Source organism: Massilia sp. 2TAF26 (genome assembly GCF_052115005.1).
In the GTDB taxonomy this organism is placed as follows: domain Bacteria; phylum Pseudomonadota; class Gammaproteobacteria; order Burkholderiales; family Burkholderiaceae_D; genus Telluria.
Map to the genome: position 1 here is coordinate 40,320 of NZ_JBFRFV010000013.1, position 12,307 is coordinate 52,626.

The following is a 12,307-nucleotide window of genomic DNA, read 5'->3' on the forward strand; positions in this document are numbered from 1 at the left end:
CCATGTGGCATACGCTGACGGACTGGCTGCTCCATCCCGATACCCACCTGGCCGCCCTGGCTGCCAGCCATGGCATGGCGGTCTACCTGCTGCTGTTCGCCGTCATCTTCATCGAGACCGGGGTCGTGATCCTGCCTTTCCTGCCGGGCGACTCGATGCTGTTCGTGGCCGGCGCCTTCGCGGCCCAGGGCACCTTCAATCTTGCGATCCTGTTCCCGCTGCTGGCGCTGGCCGCCATCGCCGGCGACAGCGCCAACTACGCGGCGGGAGGCCTGGTGCGCAAGCGGGCCGTCGACACGCGGCGCCTGCCCTTCGTGAAACCCGAACACATCGACCGCACCCGCGCCTTTTTCGAGCGCCACGGTCCGAAGACCATCGTGCTGGCGCGCTTCGTGCCGGTGGTGCGCACCATGGCGCCTTTCGTGGCCGCGCTCGGCAGCATGGCTTATCGCCGCTTCTTTGCCTATAACGTGGCCGGCGGCCTGGTCTGGGTCGGCGCGCTGCTGGCCGCCGGGCGCTTGTTCGGCAATATCGCCTGGGTGCGCGAGCACCTGACCATGGTGCTGCTCGGGATCGTCGCCCTGTCGCTGGCGCCGGGCATCGCCGGCTGGTTGATGGAACGCGGGCGCGCGGAATGAAAAAAGCCGCGGAACAATCCGCGGCTTTGCATGGGCGCTCTGAAAATCAGGCGTTCTTGCGAATGAACTCGCCGATCATCGGGCAGATGATCTCGCGCCAGCGGCGGCCCGAGAAGATGCCGTAGTGGCCGCATTTCGGCGCCGTGAAGTGCAGCTGCTTTTCGGCCGGGATGCCGGTGCACAGCTCGTGGGCGGCCTGGGTCTGGCCGGCGCCCGAGATGTCGTCCAGTTCGCCTTCGATGGTGAACAGGGCCACGCTCTCGATGTCCTGCGGGCGCACCAGCTGGCCGCCGACTTCCCAGGTGCCTTTCGGCAGGCGGAACTCCTGGAACACGGTCTTGATGGTCTCCAGGTAGTACTCGGCCGGCATGTCCAGCACGGCGTTGTACTCGTCGTAGAACTTGCGGTGGGCTTCCGCCGAATCGTCGTCGCCGCGCACCAGGTGCTGGTAGAACTCGCGGTGGCTCTGGGCGTGGCGGCCCGGGTTCATGGCGATGAAGCCGGCATGCTGCAGGAAGCCAGGATAGACCTTGCGGCCGAAGCCCGGGTAGTTGCCCGGCACCGCGTAGATCACGGTGTTCTCGAACCAGGAGAAGGGCTTCTCGGTGGCCAGGTCGTTGACCGCGGTCGGCGATTTGCGCGGGTCGATCGGGCCGCCCATCATGACCATGGATTTCGGCAGCTTCGGATCCTTGTTGGTCGCCATCAGCGAGATCGCGGCCAGCACCGGCACGGTCGGCTGGCAGACCGAGATCACGTGCACGTCCGGGCCGAGGTGGCGGATGAAGTCCTGCACGTAGTAGATATAGTCGTCGAGGTGGAACGGTCCGTCCGACAGTGGCACCATGCGGGCATCGACCCAGTCGGTGATGTAGACGTCCTGGTTCGGCAGCAGGGCGCGCACGGTGTCGCGCAGCAGCGTGGCGTGGTGCCCCGACAATGGAGCAACCACCAGCACGGTGGGCTGCTTGAGCGCCGCGAAATCGGCGTCCGGCATGTCTTTCTTGAAATGCATCAGCTTGCAGAAGGGCTTGCTGACCGCGGTGCGTTCCATGATGCCGACGGTCTGGCCGTCGATCGTGGTCGAGTTCAGGTCGAAGGCCGGTTTTTCGTAATCCTTGCCCAGGCGGTACATGAGTTCATAGCCGGCGGCGATACGCTGGGAGAACGGGGTGTGGGCGAACGGCGAGACGGGATTCGTGAACAGCTTTGCAGAGGCATCGGCCCACTGCATCAGCGGGTTCAGGAAGGAGCGTTGCATCTCGTGCAGTTGATAAAGCATATTATTTCCTTCACATTGCTCTGCTTACAGAATGGTTGCGCAGCAGATTCAATCAATTATAGGCCAATTGCCTTGGCATGGGGCAACATGAAATGATGACCGCCATTGAAAAAATAGTGCATTGCAACATTAGTATCACAGTTCCCTATCCGCCTTCGGTTAGGTGCCCTACATAAGAAAAATGCCCCGCGCTGGCGGGGCATTTTTTGTCGTACGTCGGTAACGGAACGTTCTAGTCGAATACCGGGGTCTCGACACCGAGGATCTTGTGCAGCTTCGGCGAAGTCGTCGTGTACTGCATGTGGATCTTCTTGTCCGGGAAGATGTAGGGCGCGGCGCCGAAGGCGGCCAGCGCGGCTTCGTGGAAGCCCGACAGGATCAGCTTCTTCTTGCCCGGGTAGGTGTTGATGTCACCCACGGCGAAGATGCCCGGCACATTGGTTTCGAACTTCTCGGTGTCCACCACCTTGAGCTGCTTGCGCTCGATGTCCAGGCCCCATTCGGCGATCGGGCCCAGCTTCGGCGACAGGCCGAAGAACACCATCAGCATGTCCAGCGGGACGCGGCGGGTCACGCCGTCGGCGCCGGTGACTTTCACTTCGGACAGCTGGCCGTCCTTTTCGTCGAAGCCGGTGACCTGGCCGATGATCAGCTGCATCTCGTACTCGTCGCACAGCTGCTTCATCTTGGCGACCGAGGCCGGGGCGGCACGGAAGTCTTCACGGCGGTGCACCAGCACGACCGATTCGGCCTTGCCGACGAAGTTCAGGGCCCAGTCCAGGGCGGAGTCGCCGCCGCCGCAGATGACCAGGTTCTTGCCTTCGAACGGTGCCGGATCCTTGACGCGGTAGAACAGCTGCTCGCCTTCGAACTTCTCGATGCCGTCGACCTTGATCGTGCGGGCCTGGAAGGAGCCGACGCCGGCGGCGATGAAGATGGTCTTGGTGATGAAGCGGGTGCCGGTCGAGGTCTCGACGTTGAAGCGCTGGTCTTCGCGGCGCTGCACGGTCGTGACTTCCTGGCCCAGGTGGAAGGTCGGGTCGAAAGGCTCGATCTGCTTCAGCAGGTTGTCGGTCAGTTCCTGGCCGGTGCAGACGGGCACGGCCGGGATGTCGTAGATCGGCTTGTCCGGGTACAGTTCCACGCACTGGCCGCCGACGGCCGGCAGCGAGTCGATCACGTGGGCCTTGATTTCAAGCAGGCCCAGTTCGAACACCTGGAACAGGCCGACAGGGCCCGCGCCGATGATCACGGCATCGGCTTCGATGGCGCCGGCAAAAGAGCTGTTGGGAGCGATGGTGCCCACTTCCTGGGCAGCACTGATAGTCATGCGTATATCCTGTTGATGTGGTTCGGCAGACGCGTATTAGCGGGCCAGTTGGTCCAGCTTGTCCTTGACGTCTTTCCACTCTTCCGCGTCGGGCAGGGCGGGCTTGGTCTTGGTGATCGACGGCCAGAAGCGCGACAGGTCGGCGTTGATCTTGATGAATTGCTGCTGGTCCGACGGCACGTCCTCTTCCGCGTAGATCGCGTTGACCGGGCATTCCGCCACGCACACGGCGCAGTCGATGCACTCGTCCGGATCAATGGCGAGGAAGTTCGGGCCTTCCCGGAAACAATCTACCGGGCATACATCCACGCAATCGGTATAGCGACAACGGATGCACGATTCGGTGACAACGTGGGTCATAACAGTCCTTAATCAGTGGAAGCGGCGGCGTGTTGGGTACGGGGGAGTTCGCCGGACGCGGCAAAGCACTGTATTTTAGGGCAATTCCGCATTTACGACAAATCAGGCTTATACACAATACACATAAGCAAATGTTCTTCTTACGCACAAAATTGCCGAATATTTAACGGCTCGCGCGCAGGTGTTCGATCAGGGCCCGCCAGTTGCCCGCGTTGGCGCCGCCTTCCGGCAAGCTCACCGTGCGGCAGCGGCGGCCGTCGTCGGCCGTGATCTCCCAGCGCACCAGGTCGGCACCCACCGGACAGGCCGGCGTGGCGCCGAAGAAGTCGAGGCGCTCGAGCAGGGACTCGATCGCCCGGCCGTCGCGATGGCAGCCGGTGTCGAGCTCGAAGCGTTCCGTGCGGCCGGCAAAGCCGCCGCTCGCGCGGGCCGTGATCTTCATGTCAGCTTGCGGGAATGGTGGCGACCTTGAGCGCCGCCACCGTCGCTTCGGCTTCGGCGGCAGCGCTCTCTTCGCCGGCCGGGCCGAAGCGGCCATGCTCGGCGCACCAGCGCGCCAAGGCCTGCGCCTCGGCGTCCAGGATGCGTTCGACCTCGTAGTACTCGGCCAGGTTCATGGTGCCGCAGCAGGCGCGCCGGTCCTGCCTGGCGCCGGGGGCGTCCTGCACGCAGGGCGCCAGGCGCAGCCCGGCCGGATGCGGGGCGGCGAGCATGGCGGCCGGCACATCGACCACCTCGCGCTGGGCGAAGCGGTTGCGGATGAAGGTGGCGTACTCGGCCGGCTTGCCGTCCTCGAGGCCCAGGCGCAGCATTTCGTTGGTGACGTCGGCATAGGTGGCGGCGGCGTCGGGCGCGGCGATCAGCGCGCGCAGCAGCACGCCGCGCAGCCAGGCGGCGACCCGGTGCAGCACGCTGGCGCAATCCTCGAATTCGGGGTTGCGCTCGAAGGCGAAGATGTCGGCCAGGATGTCGTAGATGGCGCCGGTGAAGACCTGGGAGATGGCGTGGACTTCGGTGCCGGCCTCGCTCAGGGTCAGGTCGTTGTCGGCGTTGCGCAGGCCGTTGGTGCTGCCCAGGGCCAGTCCGAACTGCTCGGCGATGTCGGACAGGAAGGTTTTGTCGTGCAGGTGGGCCTTGGTCTGGGCCACCACCGCCTCGCACTGGTCGAGCTGCGAGAGGGCCAGGAAGATCGCGGTCAGGTCGCCGAAGGATTCGTGCAGGCCGCCGGTCTGCGGCGGATTGTCGGCCATCAGCCATTGCGGCTTGAGGCCGTCCAGCACCGCGTGGCCGGTCTCGTGGGAGACGATGTCGAAGGAGCGGCAGGTGTAGACGCGCGCGGTCTCGCCGGGCGGAATGAAGTCGCCGAACTTCAGGCAGGACTGGGTCCGGCTGTAATAGGCGTTCATCACGTTCGGCAGGCCGTAGGGATGCACCTGCAGCGGCGAGGTGTCGACGCTGCTGTTCCACTGCCAGGGCAGGGGCATGGTGCTGCCTGCGGTGGACAGGGCGCGCTGGTACATGGTGAGGGTCTGGCGCACCACGGCCCAGGTGTGGACGGCATCGAATTGCGGCGTGTCCGGCATGGTGACGAAGTCGCCGAAGGCATTCGGCTCGACCGCCGGGATGTCCGGATCGCCGGCGATGGCGATGCGGGCGTCGCGCGGGCCGGCCAGCACCACGCCCGGCAGGTAGACCTTGCGGGTGCCGATCTCGGCCACCGACGGGTCCTGCTTCCACATCAGCACCCGCGCGCCGAAGGCATACGGCAGGGGCAGGTCGTTATGCGGGTTTTCCTCGCCATCGCCGGCCAGGCCCGGGCCCCGGGGCGCCGGACCGGCCAGCGGGCGCGGCCGGCCGGGCTGGTCGAGCAGCTGGGCGGCCTTGCGGTGCTGGCGATAGGGAGCGGCCGGCATCGGCACGTAGCCGATCGGGGGCTGGGCGGATTCGGGCAGGCTGGCTTCTGTTGACATGATCGTTTCTCCGGTGGAGCAGGCCGCGACAGGCAGGCCGCAAGGGAAATGGTCGCCCGTCATCCGAATCGGACATTGATTTGAGTCAACTAGCCAATGCGCGGCACAGCTGGCATCATGGCGGGCTCTGTGGTTTTCGATTCAGGAAGGATTGCCAGGATGGCGGATATCAGCATTACCCAACAGCACCAGCTCAGCCAGGACGCGGCGCGCGCGGCGGCCCAGAAAGTGGCGGACAAGCTGGCCGGGGAATATGGCCTGCAGTGCAGGTGGGATGGCGACGTGCTGCGTTTCGAGCGCAGCGGTGTGGAGGGCACGCTCGCGCTGGGCGAGCGTCAGGCGGCCTTGCGTATCAAGCTGGGCATGCTGATGAGCGCTTTCCGCTCCACCATCGAGGCGAAGGTGGCGGAAAGCATGCGCAAGACCTTTGCCTGAAACGCCGGATCAGGCGTCCTTCAGGTCTTCGATCAGGTCGACGTACTGCTGCATGGCGTCTTCCTGCGAGCTGCCTTTCAGCGCCGCCCAGGCATCGTACTTGGCGCGGCCGACCATGTCGGTGAAGCCCGGACGTTCGCCGGTGGCGTCGCCGCTCGAACCCTGCTTGTACAGGGCGTAGATCTTCAGCAGGGTCATGTTGTCCGGACGCTCGGGCAGGTTCTTCGAATCGGCCTGGGCCTGGGCGAACTGTTCTTGCAAACTCATGGGGACTCCTTGGATAAAATGGCAATACTTCGGCCATCTTAGCGCATCTCGAAGGGAATCAGCGGTTAATTAGAGGGAATTCTCAAACGCCGTACGTGGGCTCGGGAGTCCACCCTACGCAATGGTAGGGCTCCCAGTGACTACTGCAGCTACAGGAAGGGTTCCGGCGCGCTTGATCGCACGCGCCGTCTTCGACGATTCAGCCGCGCTCCAGGCGTTCTTGGATGGTTGCTTATGCAACCTTATTGGCTGCCAAATCCCAATCGCCGACAGTCGAGCCGCCTCTTTGATGCCGTCCGAGTCAAGAAATAATTAGTGGCTCATATCACGTCGATATGTGCATTCCAAATACTCTGGTGACGGATTGTCCGTCACCAAAGGCCTTGTCGCATCAGTTGCGTGTCCACGCTATAAGTGCAATTACGTTAGTACCATTGCGATGGCGCCGAATCGGTGGGGGCGCGCGGCCGGCGTAGGCACGCCGTGCCCACGCCGTCGAATTACAGACCCAGCAGCTCGACGTCGAAAATCAGCGTCGCATTCGGCGGAATCACGCCGCCGGCGCCGCGGGCGCCATAGCCCAGCGCTGCCGGGATGATCAGGCGGCGCGCGCCGCCGACCTTCATGCCCTGCACGCCTTCGTCCCAGCCCTTGATCACGTGGCCGGCGCCCAGCGGGAACTGGAACGGGTCGTTGCGGTCTTTGCTGGAATCGAACTTGGCGCCCTGGCTGCCGTCGTCGTTCTGCAGCCAGCCGGTGTAGTGCACGGTCACGTACTGGCCGGCCTTGGCTTCCGGACCGTCGCCGACGACGGTGTCTTCGTATTGCAGGCCGGAATTCGTGGTGGTGATGGGCATGGGATTGTCCTTTTGTTCAGGGTGAAATAGCGATTGTAGTGCATGGCGTGTCAAGCTGCCATCGACGCGCCGTTGACGCCTTTTCCACTGTGTTGCGACAGCGCGCCGAATTCCGCACTAATCCTGTCAACCACCCCTTGAGCCAACGCGTTTCCTCGTAGAATAGTGACTTTCCACCCTCCGGGCACCACGTCCTCCCATGCTGCGTCGTTTTCGTAAGCTTTTCCTCTCCGGTATTTGTCTGTTGGGCGCTGTGCATGCCGCGCAGGCCAACGTCGTCGTCGTCCTGAATTCGCGTGACGCCACGGTCCAGTTGATCGACCAGGCGACCGGCGCCGACAACGGCACCTTTGCCGTCGGCAAGGAGCCGCACCACCTGATGGCCACGCCGGACAACAAGTCCGTGATCGTCGCCAGCTCGGTCGGCAACGAGCTGATCTTCCTCGATCCGATCACCGGCAAGATCCAGCAGCGCCTGACCGACGTGCTCGATCCTTACCAGATCGGCTTCTCGCCGGACCAGAAATGGTTCGTCTCGACCGCGCTGCGCCTCGACCGCGTCGACATCTACCAGTACGTGAACGGCAAGCTGATCCTGAGCCGCCGCGTGCCGATGCCGCGCATGCCCAGCCACATCGCCTTCGACGCCGCCAGCACCACCGCCTTCATTACCCGCCAGGGCAGCGACCAGGTCAGCGCGATCGACCTGAAGACCGGCGTCATCAAGTGGACCCTTGCGGTCGGTAAGCTGCCGGCCGGCATCACCATGACCCCGGACGACAAATACCTGCTGGTCGGGATCATGGGCAGCGACTACGTCGAAGTGATCGACTGGCGCACCGCCAAGAGCGTCAAGCGCATCAAGACCGGCAACGGCGCCCACAACTTCCGCGCCGTCGGCGACAAGCGCCACGTGTTCGTCTCGAACCGCGTGCAGAACTCGATCAGCATCATCGACCAGGTCACGCTGGAGAACGTCGGCATGATCCCGGTGCCGGGCGGTCCGGACTGCATGGAACTGTCGGCCGACGGCAAGACCCTGTGGGTCACCCAGCGCTGGATCAAGAAGGTGGCGGTGGTCGACGTCGCCAGCCGCAAGGTGATCAAGATGATCCCGGTGGGGCGCTCGCCGCACGGCGTGTTCTTCGCCAACGCGGCGCCGAGGATGTGATGTCCGGGCGGCCAAGGTCTCGATGGACTCCGGCCGCCGCGGCGCTGCTGCTGGCGGCCACCATCTTCCCGGGCCTGCACGCCTCCGCGGCGGCCGAGCCTGCGCCCGGACCCTGCAAGGGCACGATTTATCTCAGCTTCGACACCGGCAGCCAGTCCCAGGCCGAGCTGATCGCCGATACCCTGCGCCGTCACCACATCAAGGCCACTTTCTTCCTGGCCAACGAAAAGACGGTGCGCGGTGACTGGTCGCTCGACCCGTCCTGGGCCGCGTTCTGGAAGGCGCGGGTGGCGGAGGGGCACGCCTTCGGTTCCCACACCTTCGACCACGTCTACTGGAAGCGCGACGAGCCTGGCGGGCGCATCGCGGTCAAGCCGCAGTTCGGCGCCCAGGCCGGCAAGCTGGCCAGCTGGACCCCGCAGCAGTACTGCGACGAGCTGAACCGCGTCGACACCCGCTTCCACGAACTGACCGGCCACCACATCGACCCGATCTTCCGCGCGCCCGGCGGGCATACCTCGCCGAACCTGCTGGCGGCAGCCAAAAGCTGCGGCTACAGCCACGTGGGCTGGGCCAAGGCCGGTTTTTCCGGCGACGAGACGTCCAGCGAGGTCTACCCGAACGCACTGCTGCTCAAGCGCGCCCTCGGCGCTTTGCGCGACGGCGACATCTTCATGGCTCACATGGGCATCTGGTCGCGCAAAGACCCGTGGGCGCCGGCCAACCTGGAGCCGCTGATTGCCGGGCTCGAGCAGAAAGGCTTCTGTTTCGCTACACTGCGTGAGCATCCGGATTACCTTAACCGATTTAAAAAATGATTCAGCATTTCCTCGACTGGTTCGCATTCCTGCAGGGCTGGCTGTTCGAGTCCGTGGTCGAACCCTTCCTGTTCTACACCGGCATGGGCGAGTATGCCGAGGACGCCTTCGAGGGCGTCGAGTGGTTCCTGGCCGGCGCCTGCGAGGTGGCGGCCCTGTGGCTGGTGCTGCGCCCGCTGGAAGCCCTCATTCCGGCGCAGAAGATGAGCGACCGCTACGCGCGCTGGAACGACTTCGTCTACACCCTGATCCACCGCCTCGGCTTCTTCACGATGGCGGTATTCTTCACCCTCGACCCCATCATGGACCACGTGGCCGGCGCGCTGCGCATGGACGGCGTGCATCCCTTCAACCTGGAGTCGCTGGTGACCGGCATGAGCCCGCTGGCCAGCTTCCTGGTCTATCTGGTGGTGATCGACTTCTTCGACTACTGGTTCCACCGCGGCCAGCATAAATTCCGCTGGTGGTGGGCCCTGCACAGCCTGCACCACAGCCAGCAGAACATGAACCTGTGGAGCGACGACCGGAACCACCTGCTGGACGACCTGTTGCGCGACGTCTACCTGGCCGTCATCGCGCTGGCGATCGGCGTGGCGCCGTCGCAGTACGTGCTGCTGGTGTCGGTGTCGCGGGCGCTGCAATCGCTGCAGCATGCCAATGTGCGCATCCACTTCGGCTGGCTCGGCGAGCGCCTGCTGGTGTCGCCGCGCTTCCACCGCACCCACCACGCGGTCGGCATCGGCCACGAATCGAAGGGCCGGGAATTGGGCGGCTGCAATTTCGGCGTGCTGCTGCCGGTCTGGGACCTGCTGTTCAGGACCGCCAACTTCGCGCCGGGCTGGTACGGCACCGGCGTGCGCGACCAGTTCGAGCGCACCGCGGCGGACGGCAGTGTCAAGCCGGCGCGCGACTACGGGCGTGGCTTCTGGCGCCAGCAGTGGCTGGGCCTGGTGCGCCTGATGGATGCCATCGGGCGCCGCCCAAGAGGCGCGCCTTAAATGGTCCGTCCGATCGCCATCGCCTACGGCCGCGCGCTGCGCTCGCAGTTTTCCGGCCGTATGCTGCTGCTGTCGGTGGTGCCCCTGCTGCTGTCGCTGGCGCTGTGGGGCAGCCTGCTGTACGCTGGCATGCAGCCGCTGTACGACTGGCTGCAGGACACCTTCAGGGAATATGGACTGTTCGAGACCAGCGGCAGCATCCTGACCACCCTGGGCCTGGGCTTCCTCAAGACCATGGTGGTGCCGTTGGTGGCGATGCTGGCGCTGTTGCCGCTGATGATCATCACCTCGCTGCTGTTCATCGGCGTGGGCGCGATGCCGGCCATTGCGCGCCATGTCAGCCGGGTGCAGTTCCCTCATCTGGAGCGCAGGGAAGGCGGCAGCTTTCTCGGCAGCCTGGCCGTCAACCTGACCGGCATCGTGGTGTTCGCGCTGCTGTGGATCGTGACCTTGCCGCTGTACGCACTGGCGCCGGTGGCGCTGATGGTACAGGCGTTGCTGTGGGGCTGGCTGACGGCGCGCGTGATGAGCTACGACGCGCTGTCGATCCATGCCAGCCTGGAAGAGCGCCGCATCATCGTGCACAGCCGGCGCCGCCAGCTGCTCCTGATCGGCACCATTTCCGGCCTGCTGGGCGCGCTGCCCGGCGTGGCCTGGATCGGCGGCGCGCTGTTCTCGGTGGTGCTGTTCCCGGTGCTGGCGGTGCTGTCGATCTGGCTCTACCTGATCATCTTCATCTTCACCGGACTGTGGTTCCAGTACTACTGCCTGCAGGCGCTGGCCGACCTGCGGGCCGGCCAGGACACCCTTAACGCACCAGGGTAAGCAACAGCACCCGGCCCTCGCTGCCGTTCTTCAGGTTGACGGTCACGATCACGCGGCCCTGCGGATCCTCGCTCACCGAACTCACTTCCGCGAACGCGGTGTCGCCCGCCGCGCGCGCATAGCCCGGCAGCAGCGAGGAGATGTCGGTCCAGCTGGTGCCGCCGTCGGCCGACCACGCCAGGTAGGGCAGGGCCCTGGCCTTGTCGAAACCGCCCACCACCATCGTGTCGGGCTTGCCCGACAGCGCCAGGAAGTAACGGATATACGGGTAGCCCGCATTCCCCTCCAGTGGCTGCTGGATCACGAACCTGAAGGACTGGCCGCCGTCGTCGCTGCGCAGCAGGCCGCCCTCGACGCCGGCAAACACGCGCTGGCTGTTCGCCACCTGCTGGATGAATTGCACGTTGCGGTTCTCCAGCTTCGGCAGCGATACCGGCAGCTCGTCCGTCGAGGCCGGCATGCCGTCGGCGCCGAGTTCATAGGCGCGGATGTAGGCGAAGTCGAGCGGGCATTCGCCGCCCACCAGCAGGCGTTCTCCAACGATCTGGAACGCCTGGTGGGTGCAGATCATCGAATCGAACTGGCCCAGCGCCACGCGCCAGCTGGCGGCGGCATCGCCGGACACGAACAGGTTCTGGCCGGCGCCGGCGTTGGCGTAGAGGCGGTTGTTGAACAGCTTCAGATCGTTCATCGCCAGCGGTGCGCACCAGCCGCCGATGCAGTTCTCGAGCGGCAGGTCGCGCGCCGCGAAGCTGCCGGAAGCGTCGAGCGTGCACAGGCCGTGTTCGCCGGCCTGGCCCTGCTGGCGTTCGTGGGCGCTCTGGAACAGCCACAGGGTCGAGCCGAGCGCGCGCAACGACGGCGTGCGCGCGGTTTCTGCGCTGTCCGACCTGGGCAGCGCGCAGGCGCCGAGCGGCACCTCGGTCCAGCGCGAACTCGTTTGCAGCGGCAGGGGCGTCTTCATGACGACGCTGCCGCCGGTGGTGGAATTCGACATCGACACCCAGGCCGCGCCGTCCTTGTAGACGAGGTTGCCGAGGCCGCGCGTCGACGTGGCCAATACTTCGATGCGGATGCCCGCGGGCGTGGTGCCGCCGGCATCCGGCGGCAGGCCGACACCGACGGAACCGCCGCCGCAGCCGGCGACGAGGAGAAGGGCGGCCGCGGCGGCGATGGCCGGGCCCGGACGTTTCTGGATCATGGATCTTCCTTGCGCACTCGAAAAGGTAGGGCGATTCTAGGACCGGACGGCGCGCCGATCTTGCGCAGGTTTGTCGGGAGATTGTCGGGAAATGTATCGGTACGAAGCAGCGCGCGACGGTTTCGCCGTTCGTGGCACACTGGAACCAACGACAT

Annotated in this window: 14 protein-coding genes; 6 read left to right on the forward strand and 8 right to left on the reverse strand. The window is 65.1% G+C overall.

Annotated elements, in window-relative coordinates:
• Positions 1 to 2: 2 nt before the first annotated feature.
• Positions 3 to 638: a VTT domain-containing protein gene (locus tag AB4Z32_RS15075; protein WP_442122666.1), complete on the forward strand. Its 636-nt coding sequence runs from the start codon at positions 3 to 5 to the stop codon at positions 636 to 638.
• A 46-nt stretch (positions 639 to 684) separates the two neighbouring features.
• Here the strand turns inward: AB4Z32_RS15075 and AB4Z32_RS15080 are convergent, their stop codons facing one another.
• The 5 genes from AB4Z32_RS15080 to AB4Z32_RS15100 all read right to left on the reverse strand — a co-directional run bounded on the left by AB4Z32_RS15080 (position 685) and on the right by AB4Z32_RS15100 (position 5,580).
• On the reverse strand, positions 685 to 1,920 hold the full coding sequence (locus AB4Z32_RS15080) for a polyhydroxyalkanoate depolymerase (RefSeq protein WP_442122667.1): 1,236 nt from the start codon (positions 1,918 to 1,920) through the stop codon (positions 685 to 687).
• A 232-nt stretch (positions 1,921 to 2,152) separates the two neighbouring features.
• The gene (locus AB4Z32_RS15085; RefSeq protein WP_442122668.1) at positions 2,153 to 3,250 is read right to left on the reverse strand and encodes an NAD(P)/FAD-dependent oxidoreductase; all 1,098 of its coding nucleotides are present in this window, start codon (positions 3,248 to 3,250) and stop codon (positions 2,153 to 2,155) included.
• Between the two features lie 36 nt (positions 3,251 to 3,286).
• Entirely contained in the window at positions 3,287 to 3,610 is a 324-nt protein-coding gene (gene fdxA, locus AB4Z32_RS15090; RefSeq protein WP_430894621.1) for a ferredoxin FdxA, read from the reverse strand.
• Between the two features lie 163 nt (positions 3,611 to 3,773).
• Entirely contained in the window at positions 3,774 to 4,052 is a 279-nt protein-coding gene (locus AB4Z32_RS15095; protein WP_442122669.1) for a protealysin inhibitor emfourin, read from the reverse strand.
• Position 4,053: 1 nt separating this feature from the next.
• A complete protein-coding gene (locus AB4Z32_RS15100; RefSeq protein WP_442122670.1) occupies positions 4,054 to 5,580 on the reverse strand; it encodes a hypothetical protein in 1,527 nt (508 codons plus the stop codon).
• A 159-nt stretch (positions 5,581 to 5,739) separates the two neighbouring features.
• Here AB4Z32_RS15100 and AB4Z32_RS15105 point away from each other — a divergent pair, with 159 nt between their 5' ends.
• Entirely contained in the window at positions 5,740 to 6,015 is a 276-nt protein-coding gene (locus AB4Z32_RS15105; protein ID WP_442122671.1) for a polyhydroxyalkanoic acid system family protein, read from the forward strand.
• A 9-nt stretch (positions 6,016 to 6,024) separates the two neighbouring features.
• Here AB4Z32_RS15105 and AB4Z32_RS15110 read toward each other — a convergent pair whose 3' ends face one another.
• Positions 6,025 to 6,282, reverse strand: coding sequence for an acyl-CoA-binding protein (locus AB4Z32_RS15110; protein ID WP_442122672.1), 258 nt, complete (start codon positions 6,280 to 6,282; stop codon positions 6,025 to 6,027).
• A 500-nt stretch (positions 6,283 to 6,782) separates the two neighbouring features.
• Positions 6,783 to 7,139, reverse strand: coding sequence for an FKBP-type peptidyl-prolyl cis-trans isomerase (locus AB4Z32_RS15115; protein ID WP_442122673.1), 357 nt, complete (start codon positions 7,137 to 7,139; stop codon positions 6,783 to 6,785).
• 199 nt (positions 7,140 to 7,338) lie between these two features.
• Between AB4Z32_RS15115 and AB4Z32_RS15120 the strand changes: the two genes are divergently transcribed.
• The 4 genes from AB4Z32_RS15120 to AB4Z32_RS15135 are packed head-to-tail and all read left to right on the forward strand — an operon-like array spanning position 7,339 to position 10,951.
• Positions 7,339 to 8,310, forward strand: coding sequence for a YncE family protein (locus tag AB4Z32_RS15120; RefSeq protein WP_442122674.1), 972 nt, complete (start codon positions 7,339 to 7,341; stop codon positions 8,308 to 8,310).
• Positions 8,310 to 9,128 (forward strand): polysaccharide deacetylase family protein, encoded by an 819-nt coding sequence (locus tag AB4Z32_RS15125; RefSeq protein WP_442122675.1) that lies wholly within the window; start codon positions 8,310 to 8,312, stop codon positions 9,126 to 9,128. The genes AB4Z32_RS15120 and AB4Z32_RS15125 overlap by 1 nt, the downstream gene beginning before the upstream one ends.
• The gene (locus AB4Z32_RS15130; RefSeq protein WP_442122676.1) at positions 9,125 to 10,126 is read left to right on the forward strand and encodes a sterol desaturase family protein; all 1,002 of its coding nucleotides are present in this window, start codon (positions 9,125 to 9,127) and stop codon (positions 10,124 to 10,126) included. The genes AB4Z32_RS15125 and AB4Z32_RS15130 overlap by 4 nt, the downstream gene beginning before the upstream one ends.
• On the forward strand, positions 10,127 to 10,951 hold the full coding sequence (locus AB4Z32_RS15135; RefSeq protein WP_442122677.1) for an EI24 domain-containing protein: 825 nt from the start codon (positions 10,127 to 10,129) through the stop codon (positions 10,949 to 10,951).
• On the opposite strand, the gene AB4Z32_RS15140 is transcribed toward AB4Z32_RS15135, so the two are convergent.
• Positions 10,935 to 12,152 carry a hypothetical protein gene (locus AB4Z32_RS15140; RefSeq protein WP_442122678.1) on the reverse strand — a complete coding sequence of 406 codons (1,218 nt, stop codon included), beginning with the start codon at positions 12,150 to 12,152 and terminating at the stop codon, positions 10,935 to 10,937. The genes AB4Z32_RS15135 and AB4Z32_RS15140 overlap by 17 nt on opposite strands.
• Positions 12,153 to 12,307: the final 155 nt, after the last annotated feature.